This is a genomic window from Citromicrobium bathyomarinum (assembly GCF_021021475.1).
Taxonomy (GTDB): domain Bacteria; phylum Pseudomonadota; class Alphaproteobacteria; order Sphingomonadales; family Sphingomonadaceae; genus Alteriqipengyuania; species Alteriqipengyuania bathyomarina.
On the sequence record NZ_JAINWL010000001.1, the window covers coordinates 428,312 to 447,502 of the forward strand.

At 66.2% G+C, this 19,191-nt stretch carries 15 protein-coding genes; 6 read left to right on the top strand and 9 right to left on the bottom strand.

Translation table 11 applies throughout. The features are described from left to right. Position 1 precedes the first annotated feature (1 nt). Positions 2-823, top strand: a complete 822-nt coding sequence (locus tag K7H93_RS02150) for a sterol desaturase family protein (protein WP_230782225.1) — start codon at positions 2-4, stop codon at positions 821-823. On the opposite strand, the gene K7H93_RS02155 is transcribed toward K7H93_RS02150, so the two are convergent. From K7H93_RS02155 to proB, 8 genes are all read right to left on the bottom strand, one after another. Further along, the gene (locus tag K7H93_RS02155) at positions 820-2,025 is read right to left on the bottom strand and encodes an RNA polymerase sigma factor (protein WP_338080290.1); all 1,206 of its coding nucleotides are present in this window, start codon (positions 2,023-2,025) and stop codon (positions 820-822) included. The genes K7H93_RS02150 and K7H93_RS02155 overlap by 4 nt on opposite strands. A gap of 3 nt (positions 2,026-2,028) precedes the next feature. Beyond that, a complete protein-coding gene (locus K7H93_RS02160) occupies positions 2,029-2,373 on the bottom strand; it encodes a YciI family protein (protein WP_230782226.1) in 345 nt (114 codons plus the stop codon). Positions 2,374-2,475: 102 nt separating this feature from the next. Continuing rightward, on the bottom strand, positions 2,476-3,579 hold the full coding sequence (locus K7H93_RS02165; protein ID WP_230782227.1) for a serine hydrolase: 1,104 nt from the start codon (positions 3,577-3,579) through the stop codon (positions 2,476-2,478). 87 nt (positions 3,580-3,666) lie between these two features. Beyond that, the gene (ligA, locus tag K7H93_RS02170) at positions 3,667-5,868 is read right to left on the bottom strand and encodes an NAD-dependent DNA ligase LigA (RefSeq protein WP_230782228.1); all 2,202 of its coding nucleotides are present in this window, start codon (positions 5,866-5,868) and stop codon (positions 3,667-3,669) included. A gap of 66 nt (positions 5,869-5,934) precedes the next feature. After that, entirely contained in the window at positions 5,935-6,651 is a 717-nt protein-coding gene (locus K7H93_RS02175; RefSeq protein WP_230782230.1) for a DUF4396 domain-containing protein, read from the bottom strand. A 41-nt stretch (positions 6,652-6,692) separates the two neighbouring features. Further along, on the bottom strand, positions 6,693-8,357 hold the full coding sequence (gene recN, locus K7H93_RS02180) for a DNA repair protein RecN (RefSeq protein ID WP_230783144.1): 1,665 nt from the start codon (positions 8,355-8,357) through the stop codon (positions 6,693-6,695). A 115-nt stretch (positions 8,358-8,472) separates the two neighbouring features. After that, the gene (locus K7H93_RS02185) at positions 8,473-9,279 is read right to left on the bottom strand and encodes an outer membrane protein assembly factor BamD (RefSeq protein ID WP_010240002.1); all 807 of its coding nucleotides are present in this window, start codon (positions 9,277-9,279) and stop codon (positions 8,473-8,475) included. Positions 9,280-9,339: 60 nt separating this feature from the next. After that, positions 9,340-10,512 carry a glutamate 5-kinase gene (gene proB, locus K7H93_RS02190; RefSeq protein WP_230782232.1) on the bottom strand — a complete coding sequence of 391 codons (1,173 nt, stop codon included), beginning with the start codon at positions 10,510-10,512 and terminating at the stop codon, positions 9,340-9,342. A gap of 200 nt (positions 10,513-10,712) precedes the next feature. Here proB and K7H93_RS02195 point away from each other — a divergent pair, with 200 nt between their 5' ends. Next, positions 10,713-11,492: a pyrroline-5-carboxylate reductase family protein gene (locus K7H93_RS02195; RefSeq protein ID WP_255351404.1), complete on the top strand. Its 780-nt coding sequence runs from the start codon at positions 10,713-10,715 to the stop codon at positions 11,490-11,492. A 79-nt stretch (positions 11,493-11,571) separates the two neighbouring features. Next, positions 11,572-12,837, top strand: a complete 1,266-nt coding sequence (locus tag K7H93_RS02200) for a glutamate-5-semialdehyde dehydrogenase (RefSeq protein WP_230782233.1) — start codon at positions 11,572-11,574, stop codon at positions 12,835-12,837. Between the two features lie 66 nt (positions 12,838-12,903). On the opposite strand, the gene K7H93_RS02205 is transcribed toward K7H93_RS02200, so the two are convergent. Next, the gene (locus K7H93_RS02205) at positions 12,904-14,844 is read right to left on the bottom strand and encodes a lipoxygenase family protein (protein ID WP_230782234.1); all 1,941 of its coding nucleotides are present in this window, start codon (positions 14,842-14,844) and stop codon (positions 12,904-12,906) included. A 147-nt stretch (positions 14,845-14,991) separates the two neighbouring features. Between K7H93_RS02205 and K7H93_RS16065 the strand changes: the two genes are divergently transcribed. From K7H93_RS16065 to K7H93_RS02220, 3 genes are all read left to right on the top strand, one after another. Further along, positions 14,992-16,167, top strand: coding sequence for a GGDEF domain-containing protein (locus K7H93_RS16065; RefSeq protein WP_230782235.1), 1,176 nt, complete (start codon positions 14,992-14,994; stop codon positions 16,165-16,167). 329 nt (positions 16,168-16,496) lie between these two features. Then, the gene (locus K7H93_RS02215; RefSeq protein WP_230782236.1) at positions 16,497-18,188 is read left to right on the top strand and encodes a copper resistance system multicopper oxidase; all 1,692 of its coding nucleotides are present in this window, start codon (positions 16,497-16,499) and stop codon (positions 18,186-18,188) included. Then, positions 18,185-19,186, top strand: a complete 1,002-nt coding sequence (locus K7H93_RS02220) for a copper resistance protein B (protein ID WP_230782237.1) — start codon at positions 18,185-18,187, stop codon at positions 19,184-19,186. Before K7H93_RS02215 ends, K7H93_RS02220 begins: the two co-directional genes overlap by 4 nt. Positions 19,187-19,191: the final 5 nt, after the last annotated feature.

Below are 19,191 nucleotides of genomic sequence, written 5' to 3' on the forward strand. Positions count from 1 at the left end.
CATGATCGACCTGCCGACCGCTTTCGATGTCTTTGCCGATCGCATGATCCGCGTCGTCGTGTTCGACGTGCAGCGCTATCTCGTCGCGGCGGGCCTGTTCACGATCGCGCTGCTGGTGTTCCGCAGCTGGGCGACCCGCAAGCGTATCCAGACCCGCCGCGCGACGCGCAAGGATTACACGCGCGAGATCGCGTCTTCGCTGCGCACGTCCTTCGTGTTCGCGCTGACCACCTTTCTGACGCTTGGCCTTCGTGAGATCGGGCTGGTGAAGATCAAGCTGGAAACCTTCACCCTGCTCACCGTCGCGTGGCAGTTCGTGCTGATCGTCCTCGCGCATGATGCCTATTTCTACTGGATGCACCGCGCGCTGCATCACAAGCGGCTGTTCCGCGCGACGCACCTGCATCATCACAAGTCGCGCACGCCCACGCCGTGGACCGCCTACAGCTTTTCGAGCTGGGAGGCGGTGACCGAGGCGCTGTTCCTCCCGATCTTCATGCTGGCGACCAGCACGATGGGCTTCGCGATGACCGGTCTCGCCGTGTTCCTGTTCCTGTGGCACATGATTTTCCGCAACGTGATCGGCCACCTGGGCGTGGAACTCTATCCGGCGGGCTGGGTCGATAACCGCTGGACCGGGTGGTGGAACACGACCACGCACCACGACCTCCACCACAGTTCTGGCAACACCAATTTCGGCCTCTATTTCACCTGGTGGGACCGGTGGATGGGAACCGAGCATCCGCGCTATCGCGAGGAATTCCGGACGGTAACCGCCCGCACCCGCAGGGCGGCGCGCGAAGCCGGGGCCGCACCGGCCTAAGATCCCAGCGCGTCGCGGCGTGCCGCCAGCAAGCGCGCTTCGGCCGGTTCGGGATCGAGCGCCAGCGCTGCGTCATACTCTGCCCGCGCCTCGCTCAATCTTCCCGTGCTCGCCAGCAGGTCCGCCCGCACCGCGTGGAACGGCAGGAACTGCGTCAGCCGTCCGGTCTCGATCGCATCAAGCGCCGCCAGCCCCTCTTCGGCCGAGGTCGCGCGCGCCAGTGCCAGCGCGCGGTTGACCGCGACCACCGGCGTCGGACGCATCATCGCAAGCACATCGTATAGGCGGAGGATCGCAGCCCAATCGGTTCGCCCCGTCTCCCGCCGCAGGCAGTGGACCAGGTGAATCGCCGCCTGCACCTGAAGCGGACCCGGCTTGCCGATCGCGGTCGCCCGGTCGAGCGCAGCGCGCCCCACCTCGATCCGCGCAGGATTCCATTGCGCAACGTCCTGTCGGGACAGGGGGACCATGGTGCCTTCGCGATCCACCCGCGCCGCCTCGCGAGAGCGCACGAGGCAGACCAGCGCCAGCAGCCCGTGCGCTTCCGCCTCCTGCGGCATCAGTTCGACCAGCAGCACCGCCAGCCGTTCGACTTCGGGTGCAAGCCCCTCGGTCTCGCCGGTACCCGCAGCATTGCGATAGGCGATGGCCAGCGCGGTCTTGAGCGTTTCCAGTACGGCACCGACCCGGAATTGCCATTCGCAGGACGGTGGCGTTTCGAAAGGGATGTTGGCCGCCTTGATCTTCGCCTTGGCGCGGGTCAGCCGCTGGTACATCGCGGGCTCTGCGACGAGAAAGGCGCGCGCGATCCGCGCCACCGATACACCGCAGATGACCCGCAGCGCCAGCGCGATCCGCGCCTCGCGGGCGAGCGCCGGGTGGCAGCAGGTGAACAGCAGCCGCAGCCGGTCGTCGGGGATCGGCTCGGGAAAGGCGATCACTTCGCCCACCGAGTCCGAGTCCGGCTGGTCCGCCAGCACACGCGCCTCTCGATCGGCCCTGCGTAGTGCATCGAGAGCGCGCCGCCGCGCGGCAACGTAGAGCCACGCGGCGGGGTCGCGGATCGGCGCAGCCTCGCGCAGTGCCGCCTCGCACGCGGCGGAGAACGCGTCCTCCGCCAGGTCAAGATCGCGGAACCGCGCGGCGAGCGCCGCGACGACCCTCGGCCGCGCAGCCGCGAGCAGGTCTGCCAGCGCGGCCAGCGGCTAGTCCTGCCAGACCGGCCGCACCTCGACCGCACCCTTGCCCGGGATCGGGATTTTCCGCGCCCAACGGACCGCCTCGTCGAGATCGGCGGTCTCGACAATGTAGTAACCGCCAAGTTCCTCGTGGCTTTCGGCGAAGGGGCCATCGTGCAGCGTGCCCTCGCCGCCGTTTTCGTAGCGGATGGTGGTTGCGGTGTCCGCGCCCTTCAGGCGATTGCCGCTGAAAGCGACCCCAGCGGCGTGCCATTCCTCAGCCAGCTTCATGTGCCCCGCCAGCGTGGCCTCCATCACCGCCGCGCCGTTTTCGCCCATATAGGCGCTCTCGTCCTCATGAATCAGCAGCATGTATTGCATCGCATGTCTCCGCCTCGGCATCGCCCCTGCGGCGACACTCTACACCCGAGACGACGCTGCCGCCCGCTTTTCGACATGCTCCGAAAATTTTTTCTACGAGGTGCCAGCCGGATCGTCCTGCGGCGTAGCCCCCGCCCCCGTGACCATCTCGTGATAGCCCGCCACCGCGCGCACGACGCCGTGCATCATCTCCATGCGCACCGGGATCGGCACCTGCGTGCGCCCGATCATCACCGCGACTGTATAGACGCTGCCATCGGGCGCGGTGAGGATGCCGACGTCGTTATAGCCCGCCTGATCGGCAGGCTGGCCCGGCTCCACGATGTCGAGCACCTGGCCAGTGCCGGTCTTGTGCGCGATGCTCCACCCCTCCGGAAGCCCGCCCTTGAGCCGGTTCGGCCCGCTCTTCACCTCGCCCAGCCAGCCGAGGAAGCGCGTGGTGCTGGTGTCGGAGAGCAGATCGCCCGCCTCCAGCCGTGCAAGTGCGCTGGCGATCGCGACCGGGCTCGCCCCGTCGACCGGATCGTCGACATAGGCATCGAAGGCCGCTGCGCGCACATCGTGCGGCACCGTCTTGCGCACTTCGAAGAAGGTATCGCCCAGCGCATAGGACTGGCGCCATTCCAGCCCGGCGATCGCCGACTGCATCGGGCGTTCACCCGGGCCGAAGCGGATATCGGCAAAGCCCTTGCGCGCCAGCACCCCCCGCACCGCATCGGGCCCGCCCACCCGGCGCAGGACCATGTCGTTCGCGGTGTTGTCGCTCTGCGTCAGCGCGCGGGAGATGAAATCGGCATAGCTGGTGGTGAAGCTGCCCTGCGCGACCACGCTCTGCCGGATCGGGCTGTGAAACACCGCCAGATCGCCGTTTCGTACCGTCGCCGTCTCGGAAAGGTCGAGCCGGCCTGCGTCGGCCGTGTCGAGCGCGCTCAGCGCGACCCACAGCTTGCTCACGCTCTGCTGCGGATACAGGTCCGTGCCGTTGAAATGCATCATCCGCCCGCGCGCCGGATCATAGACCGCGATGCCGACCTTGCCCTTGAGACCGGTGCCGAGCGCAAACAGCTGATCGTCGAGCCATTCCTCTTGCGCCGAACGCTCGACCGTCAGGTCTTCCGCCGCCTGCTCGATGCGCTCGCCGAAGCTGGGCACGCCCGAGACATCGTCAGCCTCGTCGCTCGGGCGACAGCTCGCCAATGTGCCGAACGCGAGGAGACAGAACAGGGCGGCAAGGAGGGTTCGCATCGCAGGCATATAGCCTCAACCCGTTGAAAATGAATGCCCTCAGCCAGCCGCCGCGACGATCTCGGCCCAGCCCGCCTCGTCGATCACCTCGATGCCCAGTTCCTCGGCCTTCTTCAGCTTGCTGCCCGCGCCCGGCCCGGCGACCAGCAGGTCGGTCTTGGCCGACACGCTGCCCGCCGCCTTCGCGCCCAGCCGTTCGGCCTGCGCCTTGGCCTCGTCGCGGCTCATCGTCTCCAGCTTGCCGGTGAACACGACCGTCTTGCCCGCGACCGGGCTTTCGACCGTCTCGACTTCGTAGACCGGCGGATCGACTTCGCCCGCTCCGGGTTCTGCGCCGATCAGGTCGTCCCACACCTGGCGGTTGTGCTCCTCGTGGAAGAAATCCGCGAGCGCGTGGCCCACCGCTGTCCCGATCCCGTCGGCCCGCACCTCGTAGATGCGCCGCACCGCGTCGAGCATCCGCGCATTGAACGGACTGACCTTCTCGTCCTGCCCACGCGGATTTTCGATACGGTAGCGGTGGAACTCCGCCGCCTTGCCTGGCAGCTTGCGAATATCGCCCAGCCCCTTGAGCAGGTCGCGCGCGGTGACCGCTCCGACATGGCGGATGCCGAGGCCGAACAGCAGCCGCGCGGCGTCGGGCGCACGCTTGGCCTCGATCGCTGCCAACAGGTTATCCACCGACTTGTCCTGCCAGCCTTCGAGCGCGAGGATCTCGTCACGCCGCTTGCGCAGGCGGAAGATGTCCGCCGGACTTTCGAGCCACCCGCGTTCCAGAAATTCGGCGATGGTCTTCTCGCCCATCCCTTCGATGTCGAGCGCGCCGCGGCTGACGAAGTGCTTCATCCGTTCGAGCCGCTGCGCCGGGCAGATCAACCCGCCGGTGCAGCGCACATCGACTTCGTCTTCCTCGGCCACCGCCTCACTGCCGCATTCGGGACAGGTCTCGGGAAATTCGAAACGCGCACGTTCCGCATCGGGCGTAAGGTTCTCGACCACTTGCGGAATGACGTCGCCTGCGCGCTGGATCAGCACCCGGTCGCCCACGCACAGACCCAGCCGCGCGATCTCGTCGCGGTTGTGCAGCGTGACGTTGGTGACCGTGACCCCGCCGACCAGCACCGGTGCGAGCCGCCCCACCGGGGTCAGCTTGCCCGTGCGCCCGACCTGGATATCGATCGCCTCCAGCGTGGTCTCCGCGCGCTCTGCGGGGAACTTGTGCGCTAGCGCCCAGCGCGGGGCCTTGGCGACGAAACCCAGCCGTTCCTGCCAGTCGAGCCGGTCGACCTTGTAGACCACGCCGTCGATCTCATAGGGCAGACCGGGCCTTGCGGACGCGATCGTCTCGTAATGGTCGAGCAGCGCATCGACCCCTTCCACCCGGGTAAATTGCGGCGAGACCGGCAGGCCGAACGCCTCGATCGCACGGATGACATCTGTCTGCGTCTCACCGGGCACCTGCGAGGCTTCGCCCCAGCCATGCGCCCAGAAGCGCAAGGGGCGCTTGGCGGTGACGCTCGCATCCTTCTGCCGCAGCGAGCCCGCCGCCGCGTTGCGCGGATTGGCGAACTGGCGAGCTTTGGTGGGGTCGAACTCCTCCCCCTTCTCTGCCGCAGCCGCCCGCGCCTCGTCCATCAGCCGTGTGTTGAGATCGGCGAAGGCGGCGCGCTCCATATAGACCTCGCCGCGCACCTCGAACACGTCTGGCGCATCGCCCGTCAGCTGCGCGGGGATATCGGCAATATGCGCGACATTGGCGGTCACATCCTCCCCCACCTGCCCGTCGCCCCGCGTTGCCGCGCGGACCAGCTGGCCCTTCTCGTAGCGGAGCGAGCAGGAGAGGCCGTCGATCTTGTCCTCGGCGGTGAAGGCGATCGGCGTGTCGGCTTCCAGATCGAGGAAGCGCCGCACCCGCGCGACCCACTCGCCCACCTCTTCGCCGTTGAAGGCGTTGTCGAGGCTCATCATCCGCACCGCGTGCGTCACCTTCGACAGCGGCGATGCGGCGACCTCGTGTCCCACGCCCTTCGACGGCGAATCTGGCCGCACCAGATCGGGAAAGGCCGCCTCCAGTGCCTCGTTCCGGCGCACCAGCGCGTCATATTCCTGGTCGGTAATCTCCGGCGCGTCTTCCGCATGATACAGGCGGTTGTGTTTGCGGATGGTCCGCGCGAGCCGCATCAGCTCGTTCGCGGCCTCGGCTTCGGAGAGGGTTTGGGCAAGGTCCTTGGGGTCGTCCATAAGGCGCTGCGATAGGGCACACCGGCAAGCTTACGGAAGCGATTTTCTGCCCGCTGCAACTGCCCGCTACATCTTCTCCTTGAGGCCCTTGCGGATCAGAAGCCAGTTGGTCGGAAAAGCGGTCGCGAACCCGGCGAGCATCGCGATCTGCATCGCGAACCAGAACTCGGGCGTGTTCACCGGCGCCAGCCCGCCATAGCTGGGCGCGAACCAGGCGAACTGGATCAGCGCCATCAGCCCGTACATGCCCACCTGCCACGATGTGATCGAGAGGAAATCCGCCTTCACCGCAGCCGCGATTCCCTCCCCGACCGAAACGTCGCGCATCGGCTTGATCGTGAAATACTGGAAGGCGATGCCCAGCGCGAAAGCGACGATATAATCGACAATCCACACTGCGAAGATCTTTTCGCCAAACAGGGTGTGCCAACCGAACCACACCGCGACCTGCGGGAAAGCAAAGGCAGACCATTCGGCGATGATGTCCCCCAAAGTGCACCCCGCCCCGCAATGCGACGCGCCCTTGGCGACCGAGGCCCAGAAGGGCAGCTCTTCGTCCGGAGCATGGACATCCCGCCCCTTGCGCCGCCCGAAAGCCCGATAGAGCCAAACCCACAGCACGCTGCCGAACAGCGCGGCGAGCGGCCAGACGAAATTCATCACCGCCATCTTCTGCGGATGCCGGATAACGTCGATGGCGATCCACAGCGCACACGCTGCAGCAATCAGTAAAGAGATCGTCGAGAGTGCGTGGAGCCAGTCGGGAAAGGTCGGGGCGTGCATGCAGGCCTAAGGCCGGATGGAGGCCCGAGGTTCCGCCCGCATCATACCCCCTCCAGCAACCGATCCGCCTGCGCGCGCGCCTCCGGGGTAATTTCCGCGCCCGAGAGCATACGCGCGATCTCTTCCTGCCGGCCCCCGGCGTCGAGCAGCTCCACCGATGTCTTGGTGACCGTGCCGCTGCTCGCCTTGGCGATCTGGTAATGGACCCGCCCGCGTGCCGCGACCTGCGGGCTATGCGTCACCACCAGCACCTGCCCGTCGCTGGCGAGGCGCGCCAGCCGTTCGCCGATGGCCGAGGCGACCGCCCCGCCCACGCCGCGGTCGATTTCGTCGAAGATCATCGTCGCCGCGCCGCCCTGCTCCGCCAACGCGACTTTCAGCGCGAGGATGAAGCGCGACAGCTCGCCGCCGCTGGCGATCTTGTTGAGCGGTGCGAAGTCCGCGCCCGGGTTGGTGGCGATCAGGAATTCGACCGCGTCCATGCCCGTTGGGCCCCACTTTTCCTGCGGCAGCGGCTGCACGTCCGTCTGGAAACGCGCTGCGTCCAGCTTCAGCGGCGCAAGCTCGGCGGCGACCGCCTTGTCGAGCGTCTTGGCGGCGGCCTTGCGCGCCTTGCGCAGCCGCACCGCTGCACCCTCATAGGCATCGAACGCCTCGCGCTCGGCGATCCGCAGCGCATCGAGTTGCGCCTCACCGCCTTCGATCGCGTCGAGTTGGCTGCGCATCTCGCGCATCTTGTCCGGCAGTTCGTCGACCTCGCAGCGGTGCTTGCGGGCGAGCGCGCGCAGGTCGAACAGGCGGGTCTCCGCAGCATCGAGTGCGGCGGGATCGTGGACCAGCGCCTCGGCCGCCTCCTCCAGCTTCTCCTCCGCCTCGGTCCCTTCGAGGATCGCCCGGTCGAGCGCCGCCAGCGCCTCGGCCAGCAGCTTGTGCTCTCCGGCAATCCGGTCGAGCCGCCGCGCGGCGGTGCGCAGTTCGCTCAGCGGCGATTCCGACCCTTCCCAGATATGGCGAAGCTCCTCCAGGTCGCCCGCCAGCCGCTCACCCTTCTGCATCGCGGCGCGCTGCTCCGCCAGCCGGGCTTCCTCGCCCGCCTGCGGGGCAATCTCGGTCAGCTCGGCGAGGTGCGCGAGCAAAAGGTCCTGTTCCGCACTGGCGGCGTCGATCGCCGCGCGCGCTTCTTCCAGCGCTTCCGACGCCTTCTGCCATTCGCGCCAGTTGCGCGCGACCTTGGCGGTATCGGCCCCGGCGAACCGGTCGAGCAGCTGGCGGTGGCCGCGCGGGTTCACCAGCCCGCGATCGTCGTGCTGACCGTGCAGCTCGACCAGAATCGGCGCGAGATTGCGGAGCAGTCCGACGCTGGCCGACTGGTCGTTGACGAAGGCCTTGGAGCCCCCGTCCGCCTTGACCTGGCGGCGGATGATCAGCGGTTCGCCCGGCTCGATTTCGACCCCCGCATCCTCCAGCGCCTCTGCCAGCGCGGGCGGGAGCGTGGCGAATTCGAAACTGGCGGTGACGCTGGCCTGCTTGGCGCCGCTGCGCACCAGCGCGGTTTCCGCGCGGTTGCCCAGCACCAACCCCAAAGCGTCGAGCAAGATCGACTTGCCGGCCCCCGTCTCGCCGGTAAGCACGCCGAGACCGCGCCCGAAATCGAGATCGAGCGCTTCGATAAGAACGACATTGCGGACGGCGAGTTGAGTCAGCATCGCGGAGGCAGGATAGCGTGCGCGTGCGGGCACGTCACCGGCAGGCACGCATCCTCACAGCTCATGGATGTGCATAAGCGGCCCGATCTAACGCCGCCCCGGGATAGAAGCGCGATCAGTTGGCCAGCGCAACCTGCGTGTCGGCCGCGTGATCCTCGACCAGCGCATAGGCCTTGTCGTACCATTCGCTGCCGGGATAGTTAGCGCCGAGAACGGCGGCGTACTTCTTCGCTTCCTGCGGGATGCCCAGCGCCAGGCTGGTTTCGGTCAGCCGATAGAGCGCTTCGGCAGCGTGGCTGGTGGTCTGATAGTTCTCGACCACGTTCTGGAAGCGAATCTGCGCGGCAGTCCACTTGCCCGACTTCTCGTAGAAGCGGCCAATATCCATTTCCTTGCCCGCGAGGTGATCGCGCACGAGGTCGATCTTGAGCCGCGCGTCGGCGGCATATTCCGATTGCGGGAAGCGGCGCTCAACCTCGCGCAGCGCGACCAGCGCCTGCTCGGTAATCTTCTGGTCACGCTGAACGTCGCTGATCTGCTCGTAATAGCTGAGCGCGATCAGGTAATAGGCGTAAGGCGCATCCTTGTTACCCGGGTGGATCGACAGGAAGCGCTGCGCGCTCTGGATCGCCTTCGAATAGTCGCGCGACACATAATAGCTGAAAGCGCTCATCAACTGTGCGCGGCGTGCCCACGGCGAGTAGGGATGCTGGCGCTCAACCTCGTCGAACAGCGCAGCGGCCAGCTGAGGATTGCCGCGGTCCAGCCGCTGCTTGGCGGTCGCGTAAAGCGTTTCCACGTCGCGCGCGACATAGGCGGTATCACCCGGGCCGCCGCTGCCGCTGCCGGCACAACCGGACACGAGAGTGGCAATGGTACCGAGGGCGAGCGCGGCGGCGATGGTCTTGGCGTTGGCTGTCATGGTCGCGCGGTATAGCGACCACCGCCATGAACGCCAAGTGAAAGGCTGGGCCAGTCTTGCTCAGCTCGCAGGGCGTTCCCCGTGACCAGACAATTCGCCACTCTCGGGCGCGTCCCACAGCAGGTGGCGCCCTTCAAGCGCGACAAGGTTCTTGTTCCGGACGACCTCGCCCTTGGTCTTGTAGCCAAGCAGCTGTTCGGCATCGAGATGCGGGTTCACCGCCAGCACGCGCAGTTCTTCGGAGGTGAAGTCGGACAGGCCGCGGGCCCGCTCCTGCCCCTGCTGGTCGTAGATGTGGAGCACGTCGCCGCGGCTGAAATCGCCCTCGATCGAGAGGATGTCCTCGCGCCGGATCGCGCGGTTGCCGTCGGCGATCTCGTCCGCCAGCTCGTCCGAAATGCCGATGCTGCCCGCCATCTGAAGCCGGTTGGCGATCCACCGCTCCCACCCCGTAGTCGGCGTGTCGTGGGCGATGAACTTGGTGGCGCGACGCTCCCCGTCGAGCACCGAGCTGAGTGGATTGTCGTGCTCACCATGCGCGATATAGGTAGTGACGCCTGCTTCCTGCGCGATGTTGGCGGCCATCAGCTTGGTCGTCATGCCGCCGGTACCCAGCGTGCTCTTGCCCTTGGTCGCCTCCATGAAGGGCGCGACATCGGTGACTTCCGAGATGAACTCGGCACCTTCCTCGTCCGGGTGGCGATCGTACAGGCCGTCGACCTCGGTCAGGATGATGAAGTTCTTCGCATCGACCATCTGCGCGACCTTGGCCGCCAGCCGGTCGTTGTCGCCGACACGGATTTCCTCGGTGGTGATCGAATCGTTTTCGTTGATGATCGGCATCACCCCGGCTTCCAGCAGGCGGAACACGGTGTTGCGGGTGTTGAGGAAGCGCCGGTGATCCTCGAAATCGCCCAGCGTCAGCAGCACCTGCGCGATCTCGAAATCGAATTCGTGGCCGATCTGCTTGTAGGCATTGGTCAGGATCGGCATCCCGCACGCGGCGGCCGCCTGCTTGTCGCTGACCCCGGCAGTCTCGGGCCGCTCACCCACGATCTTGAGGCCCAGCGCCACCGCGCCGGAACTGCACAAGATGACATTGGTGCCGCGCTCGCGCAGCTTGGCAACGTCTTCCAGCATCCGCTGGATGAACCCGAAACGCGGCGTCAGGCGTTCGGTGTTCGCAACCAGGGTGGAACCGATCTTGACGACAACGGTGTTCGATTGCGGCATGTTTGATCCATCTTGGCGGCCAAAAGAGTGGCGCGGACATAGGCAAGGGTGTTGCATCGCACAACCCACTGGAAAAAATTGCACGACTGTGTTATAAAAGAATAAACACATTGAAAAGGCACGATCGAGCGCCATAAAGCACGCGCGCCCCGATCGCCTCGGAAAACAGATGGAGAGATATTATCTTTCAAGACATACTTTTGATCGGCTGCGGAAAAATGGGCGGAGCGCTGCTCGAATACTGGAAGCGGGGTAGCGAAAGCTTCACCATCGTCGACCCGTTTCTGGATAAAGCGCCAGAGGGTGTTACGCTCGTCAAGGAGCGCAGCGAACTCGGCGACAAGCGCTTCGACGTGATCATCGTCGCGATCAAGCCGCAGATGATCGACGACATCCTGCCCGACTATGCGCCGGTGCTGTCGGATAACGGCTACGTCATCTCGATGGCCGCAGGCGCAGGGATCGCGCGCATTTCCAAGGTTATGGCCAAGGGAGAACAGCCCGCTCCGGTCATCCGCATCATGCCCAACCTGCCCGCCTTCGTGGGCAAGGCGACCAATGGGCTGGTTGCAGGCCCTGGCGTCACCGAAGACCAGCGCAAGCACGCGCATGCGATGATGGAGCGGACCGGCACCGTGGTCGAAGTCGACGACGAGGACCAGCTCGACCGCGTCACCGCAGTCGCAGGTTCGGGCCCCGGCTATGTCTTCGAACTCGCCCGCGCCTACGTCGCGGCGGCCGAAGGCATCGGCTTCTCGCACGAACAGGCCCGCGCACTGGTGCTCGGCACGCTCGAAGGCACGATCGCGATGGCGATCGACCAGGACGGCCAGACGCTGGAGGAACTGCGCAATTCGGTGACCAGCAAGGGCGGGACGACCGCTGCCGGGCTCGACGCGCTGAACGGCGACGGCGCCGTATCGCGCAAGTTCGAACAAACGCTGGAGGCGGCCTACAAGCGCGCCGTCGAGCTGAGGTAGCGGTCGTTCGGAACCCGGGGCACGTCTTGCCCGTCTATCAAGCAGAGCTTCAAAAATAACAGATCCGAAGAGGACCACCATGAACGACCAGACACTCGATCCGGCGATCCACATCCACGAACTCGGCAGCAACGCGCGCGCCGCGGCCAAAGGGCTGCTCACCGCAAGCACCGAGGCCAAGAACACCGCCCTCACCGCAGCGGCCAAGGCGCTGCGCGACCACCAGGACGAGTTGCTCGAAGCCAATGCGAAGGATGTCGAGAGCGTTGCGGGCAAGAAGCCCGAGAGTTTCGTCGACCGGCTCAAGCTCACGCCCGACCGGATCGAAGGCATGGCTAGCGCGCTCGAACAGATCGCCGAACTGCCCGATCCGGTGGGCCGCAAGCTTGCCGAAATCGACCGGCCCAATGGCCTCAAGATCGAACGCGTCGCCGTGCCCATCGGCGTGATCGGCATGATCTACGAATCGCGGCCCAATGTGGGTGCGGACGCCTCGGCGCTGTGCCTCAAGTCGGGCAACGCGGTGATCCTGCGCGGCGGTTCTGAAAGCCGCAACTCGACCCGCGTGATCGTGCGCTGCATGCAGGAAGGCCTCAAGGCTGCCGGCCTGCCCGAAAACGCGGTGCAGACCGTTGGCACGACCGACCGCGCCGCGGTGGCCGAGCTGCTCAAGGCGGACCAGTTCGTGGATCTCGTGATCCCGCGTGGCGGGCGTGGCCTTGTCGAGCTGGTGCGTGACCAGGCCTCCGTGCCCACGCTCCTCCACCTCGATGGCAACTGCCACACCTATGTCCATGAAAAGGCAGACCTCGACAAGGCAGCCGAAGTCATCCGCAACGCCAAGCTGCGCCGCACCGGCGTGTGCGGGGCGACCGAGAGCATCGTGGTCGACAAGGCGGTCGCCGAAAAGGCGATCCCCAAGATCGCGGCGATCTTCGGCGATGATTGCGAGCTTCGCGGCGACGAAACCGCCGTCTCCATCGCGCCGAGCATCAAGCCCGCAACGGATGAAGACTGGGGCACCGAATATCTCGACCCAATCGCGAGCGTAAAGGTGGTCGACGGCCTCGACGAGGCGATCGACTGGGTCGACACCTATTCGAGCCACCACACCGACGCGATCATCACCGAGGATGACGACGCGGCGCGCAAGTTCATGACCAGCATCGACAGCGCGATCCTGATGCATAACGCTTCCACCCAGTTTGCCGACGGCGGCGAGTTCGGGATGGGCGCGGAAATCGGCATCGCGACCGGCAAGATGCACGCACGCGGTCCGGTCGGCCTCGAACAGCTGACCAGCTTCAAGTACCTCGTCCACGGTAACGGCCAGACGCGGCCGTAAGCCACGCGACCTACGCTAAAAGAGCCGCCGATGCCTCCCGGGGCGTCGGCGGCTTTTTCGTGCGCGTCAGATATTGGTGCTGCACGGGATCAGGCTCGGCAGCAGGAAGGTGTAGGGCCGCATCCGTTCGGAATTGCGCGCGACGATCTGCTCTTCCACGTCCTGTAGTGCCGCACGGAAGCGCGACAGCGGGCCGCCCTTCCCCGTGATCTGCGGGTCCTGGAACCACTGCGGATAGGGAAAGTCGGGCGAGAGATAGGTGCCCAGCGGACGGTAATAGAGCGAGCCCAGCAGGAAGAGCACTTTGAGCTGCTGCAACGCCAGAACCTCGGGCGGCATCATCGCCAGCCAGCCCGTCTTGGTTCCGCCTTTCTGCGTGTCGGGGGCCGGTTGCCAGAACGCGCCCGTCACTGCCGGTGCATATTCCATGATCGCCTTTTGCGGGAAGTTGACCGAGGCATGCTGCGCGCTGGCGGTGAAGATCGTCATCGTGCAGATATCGACCAGCTCCTGAATGGTGCTCGGCGCGGAGAAGCCCTTCAGCTTGCCGCTGTCGGAGATTGCTGCGGCCCAGGCCTGCAACTCGGTATCGCCGGTCACATCCTTGTCCGATGAGTAGTAGGTGCGCACGTAAGCCTTCGCCCAGCTCTCGATCGCGTTCCACACCAGCAGACCGTCGTCGCGATAGGGGTAATCGCCCAGCGCGGAGTCCGCGCCCACGCCGCGCGCGACGATATCCTGCGGCAGCATCCCCTTGGCGAAATCGAAGGTGAGCCGCGCCTGCACGGCGGCCTGCTGGCTGCTCTCGATCGTGCCTGCGAAGATGTGGTCGATCGGGCCACCCGCGACGATCAGGCTGTTCGCGGCGGCATCATTGATGAACAGCGTGCCTTCGAAATGGCGCACCAGCAGAGCGTTGATCGGGTGCGCATCGGGAAGCTGGCGATGCGTGGCGATGGCAATCGCCTCGATCACCAGATGCGTGCGCGCCAAATGGGCGAACAGCTCGTGATAATTGCCGTCGGCCACCTGCACGACCAGCTTGGCCATTTCCCAGCCCCACTGCTTTTCCGTGCTCATGCTCGGCGTCATCACCGGGCTCGCCGCGTTGGACGGATCGCAGTTGATCGCGACCGGGACGAGGCTCTGCGCACCGGGCGGCACCGCGAACAGCGCCACCGGGCAGGTCAGGTACTTGGCCGACCCATCCCACTCGCCCGGCTCGATGATCGAGAGCGGCGAATAGTCGCACTGGAACAGGCGCCCCTCCTCCAGTGCGGCATCCAGTGTGTCGCCGGGCACGACCGCCGCATACTGCTTGGCCGTCACAGCGCATTTCTTCGGGATTTTGGTCACCGCTTCGATCAGCATGCAGTTCGGGCCAGCGACACGCAGGTTGGCGAATTCGAGATCGTCCTGGAATGTATAGGCGATCGGCGGGACGGAGATCGTCTTGAAGTTGTCGAGATAGGTCTGGAGCGTGCGCGGGCGTTCCTTGCCGAGCGCCGCCTTGGTCGCGCCGCGCAGTTCGATGACGCCCTTCAGCTTGGTCGCGTGGTTCTTCAGGTCCGCGATGGCGACTTCGGCGTCGAACATGTGAACGCAGTCGGTCGCCAGAGCGACGATGCCCTTGCCCCCCGTGACATCGCCCGCGATCTTCGCCTCCAGCGCGGCGACATCCTTCTCGATCGCGGCGACCACCACGCGGTCCGCCGCGACCAGCGCGGGGTCGAGCGCGGAGAGGCCCTGTTCGATCAGCGATTGCTCGACCTCGATCTGGTTGATCGCCACTTCGATCAGGATCTTCACCAGCTTCAGCCACCATTCGAGCGTCGGCATCTCTGCCGTGGGCAGCGTCTTCACCACCGGCACGCCTTCGAGCGACGGAACCGCGTCGGTCCACTCGTAGGTCGCCTGACTGGCGGCGAGCTGCGCCTCGCGGGCCTTGCGCTGCGCGGGCGTAACGTTCTGGGGAAGCGTGGGATCAGCCGGTGCCTGGTGAGCCATTGTATTTCCGTCCATTTCCGTCGATTTCCGTTGAGACCGCAGAAATGCTACGTCACAATGGTTAATAGGGGGATTACGGCGGACGGGCCGGGCACCCCGCTTAATTTTTGTTTAGACGTTGCTGGTTATCTGGGGGCCATGGACGGGGTGAAAACGATACTGCGCAATGCCGCGATTCCCGATCTTCCGCAGGAGGTTCGGACCGATTTCGTCGTGGCCAGCGCGACCACTGTCCAGAAGCAGGGGCGCTGGCTGTTCGTCGGGCTGCTGCTGACCTGCCCCTTCGCCGCGCTCGCCACGCCCGAGGCTGCCGGATGGTTCGTGCGCTGGGGCCTGCCCACCCTGATGGCGCTCTATTGCCTGATGGGCCTGAAGGATCTCTTCAAGGAAAACCATTTCCCGCAGAAGCCCTGGCGGGCCGAGCGTTTCATGGTCCAGAGCTGGGCGTCGTCGCTGATCGGCGCGGTGATCTCCACCACTTGGGCGGTCGCCTGCTGGTCCGCCGCAGACCCGGGCGTGCGGCTGCATTTCCCCGTCATCCTGGTGATGGGCGCGCTCGCCACCGCGTATTGCATGGCGAGCATTCGCGCAGCCGCAGTGACCCATCTGGTGATCGACATCGGGGCCATCGCAACGCTGATGCTGCTGACCGGATCGACCCTCGACATCGCGACCGCGGTGAGCCTGTGCGTCGCCGGGGTGTTCCAGTGGCGCATGATCACCGCGCACCACAATCAGGTGATCGAGTTGCTGATGCTCGAACGCAAGAGCCAGCAGCTTGCCCTGACCGATCCGCTGACCGGACTTCTCAACCGCCGCGCCCTGCTCGATTTCGCCGAGGATCTGGGCGAGCAGAGCGGGCAGTCGCGGCTGCTGCTGATCGACATCGACTGTTTCAAGGTGATCAACGACACGCATGGCCACGATGTTGGCGATAGTGTGCTGCAGGAGGTCGCGCGGCTGATTCAGGCGCATGCCGGTGACGGGGTCAGCGCGGCGCGGCTGGGGGGCGAGGAGTTCGCCCTGCTCGGCACGAGCGAGGCGCTGCCGCCGGGCATGGCGATGCAGCTGCTCGCGGAGATCCGCGAGGCGGAGATGCCGCATGGCGGGCGATGCACGATCAGCATCGGCGTTGCCGAAGGCGCGCTGCATGACGATTCCACCTGGCGCGAACTCTACCACCGCGCGGACAAGGCGCTCTACGCGGCCAAGAGCCAGGGCCGCGATAGGACGGTGCACGAGCACGAGCTGGAAACCCTCACCGTGCCGCCGGTCGAATGCGCCGTCTCGCCGGATGGCGTGCCGGAGCGCAAGGTCGCCTAGGCCCTACCCGGCAAGCACCTTCCTGCCGGGCAACGCGCAAACGCGCGTGCAGGCTACCTGACACACCTGACACACAGTCCTAGGGGCAAAACCAGTCCCTCCCCATGCGCCACGAAGATGGCCGGTTGGTTGCGCGCGATCGTCCAACGGGCAGGCGCGCGCGAAACACGCAGATCGACGATTTGAAAGAGCGGCGGGCAACCTAGGCAAAGACAGCCGTGTAGGACAGCGCGGCGTGCGAAGCGAAGCACGCACGGTCCTCGATTGAAATACCCCGTGGGGGTATATATAGACTTCGCCTCAGGCTCACTCTTTCGCAGGCCCCACCAATGGCATCCCTTTCCCGCCGCCACCTTATCCGCAGCACCGTCGCGCTCGCCGCCGCAAGCGCCCTGCCCGTGCCCGCCTGGGCACGCGGTGCCTCGCTGAGCCGCGCGCAGAACGGCTTCGGCGAGCTTTCGGGTGAGGACATCGACCTTACCATCGGCGATCATCACTTCATGACCGGCGGCCGCTCGGGCCACGCGGTCGCGGTCAATGGCAGCGTGCCCGGGCCGCTGATCCGCCTGCGCGAAGGCCAGAACGTGCGCCTTCACGTGACCAACAATCTGGCCGAGGACAGCTCGATCCACTGGCACGGCCTGCTGGTGCCGTTCCAGTTCGACGGCGTGCCCGGCGTCAGCTTCCCCGGTATCCGCCCGGGCGAGCGCTTCACCTACGAATTCCCGATCCGCCAGAGCGGCACCTACTGGTGGCACTCGCACTCGGGCCTGCAGGAGCAGGCGGGGCACTACGGCCCGATCGTGGTCGAAAGCGCCGATCCGGACCCGCGCTACGACCGCGATTACGTCGTGCTGCTGAGCGAGTTCACCCCGATCCATCCGCACGAGATCATGCGCAAGCTCAAGGTGGGCGAGCACTACTTCAACTACCAGATGCAGACCGCGACCGAGGGCGAAATGTCCGGGGAAATGCGCCGCATGTGGGGCCGGATGCGGATGAACCCGCGCGACATCTCCGATGTGACGGGCAGCACCTATACCTTCCTCATCAACGGCCACGGGCCGGCGGACGATCTGCAATTCGCGTTCCGTGCGGGCGAGCGGGTGCGCCTGCGGGTCATCAACGGATCGGCGATGACGTTCTTCAACGTGCGCATTCCCGGCGTGCCGATGACGGTGATCGCCGCCGACGGGCAGGACGTCGCCGAGGTCGAGGTGGACGAGTTCCAGATCGGCGTCGCGGAAACCTACGACGTGATCGTCAGCCCGCCCGACGGCAGCCACGCGATCGTGGCCGAGGCGATGGACCGCAGCGGCATGGGCGTCGCCAGCCTGACCAGCCACGCGGGGCACAGGGCCACGCCGCCCGCGCTGCGTGAGCCGGTAACGCTGACCATGGCCGACATGGGCATGATGGACCACGGCGGCATGGCCGGGATGGAAGACATGGACCACTCCATGCGCGATACCTCCACCCTGCCGGCCGACGTGAAGGTCGGCCCGGGGCTCGACATGGTCTCGCCCATGCCGATGGACCGGATGGACTTCCCCGGCCTCGGCCTCGACAAGCTCAAGCACCGCGTGCTGCGCTACACCGACCTCAAGGCCAAGCGGATGAATCCGCATCGCGAGGTGGACCGGGAGATGCAGATCCATCTCACCGGCAACATGGAACGCTACATGTGGAGCTTCGACGGCAAGAAGTTCACCGCCGTCACCGACGATCCGATCCGCTTCGGGTTCGACGAACGGGTGCGCGTGACGCTGGTCAACGACACGATGATGGCGCACCCCATCCACCTGCACGGCCATTTCTTCGAACTGGTCAACGGCGCGGACCATATGCACCAGCCGCTGAAGCACACGGTGATCGTCCAGCCGGGCGGCACCGCGACCTTCGACCTGACCGCCAACGAGCCGGGCGACTGGGCCTTCCACTGCCACCTGCTCTACCACATGCACGCCGGCATGATGCAGGTGGTCACGGTGCGCCCGTTCCCCACAGGAGACGGCGCATGATCCGCGCGATGCTTCTCGCCGGGGCCGTGCTGCTGCCCGCTCCGCTCGCCGCGCAGGACCATTCGGGCCATGGCAGCAAGAGCGAGCCCGCGCCCGAGATGGATCACTGCGCGATGGGCCATCTGCCGCCCGAACAGTGCGGCAAGCAGGAAGAGAGCGAACCGACCCCGGCGATGGACGATGGCATGGCGGGCATGGACCATGGCTCTCACGGAGCGATGACCGACAAGTCCGCGCCGGGCGCGGCCCCCGAAAGCGCCATCCCCGCGCGTGCGCTGGAGGGGCCGCGCCATGCCGCCGATGCGATCTGGGGCGAGGACGCAATGGCGCCCGCGCGCAGGGAACTCGCCCGCGGGAATGGCGGCATGACCACCGGCATGGTGCTGGTCGAGCGGCTCGAGGCACGCATTCCCACCGACGGGGGCGAGAGCGGCTACCTGTGGGACGCACAAGCCTGGTACGGCGGCGACCTCAACCGCTTCGTGCTCAAGACCGAGGGCGAAGGCGAGTTCGGCGGCGCGGTGGAGGATGCCGAGATCCAGGCGCTCTACAGCCGCGCGATCGGGCCGTTCTTCGATCTGCAGGCGGGTGTGCGCTTCGATCCCGAGCCGGACAGCCGCACGCACCTGGTGCTCGGCGTGGCGGGGCTGGCGCCCTACATGTTCCACGTCGACGGCGCGCTGTTCCTTTCCGACCGGGGCGACCTGACCGCGCGGATCGAGGCGGAATACGACCAGAAGATCACGCAACGCCTGATCCTCCAGCCCCGGATCGAGGCGGAGTTCGCCGCGCAGGACATTCCCGAGCGCGACATCGGCGCAGGCGTCACCAAGGTCGAGCCGGGGCTGCGCCTGCGCTACGAGATCGCCCGCGAATTCGCGCCCTATATCGGCGTCGAATACGAGGCCAAGCTGGGCGAGACGGCGGACCTCGCGCGCGCGGGGGGCGAGGATCCGGACGGTTTCAAGGTCCTCCTCGGCGTGCGCGCCTGGTTCTAGGCGGA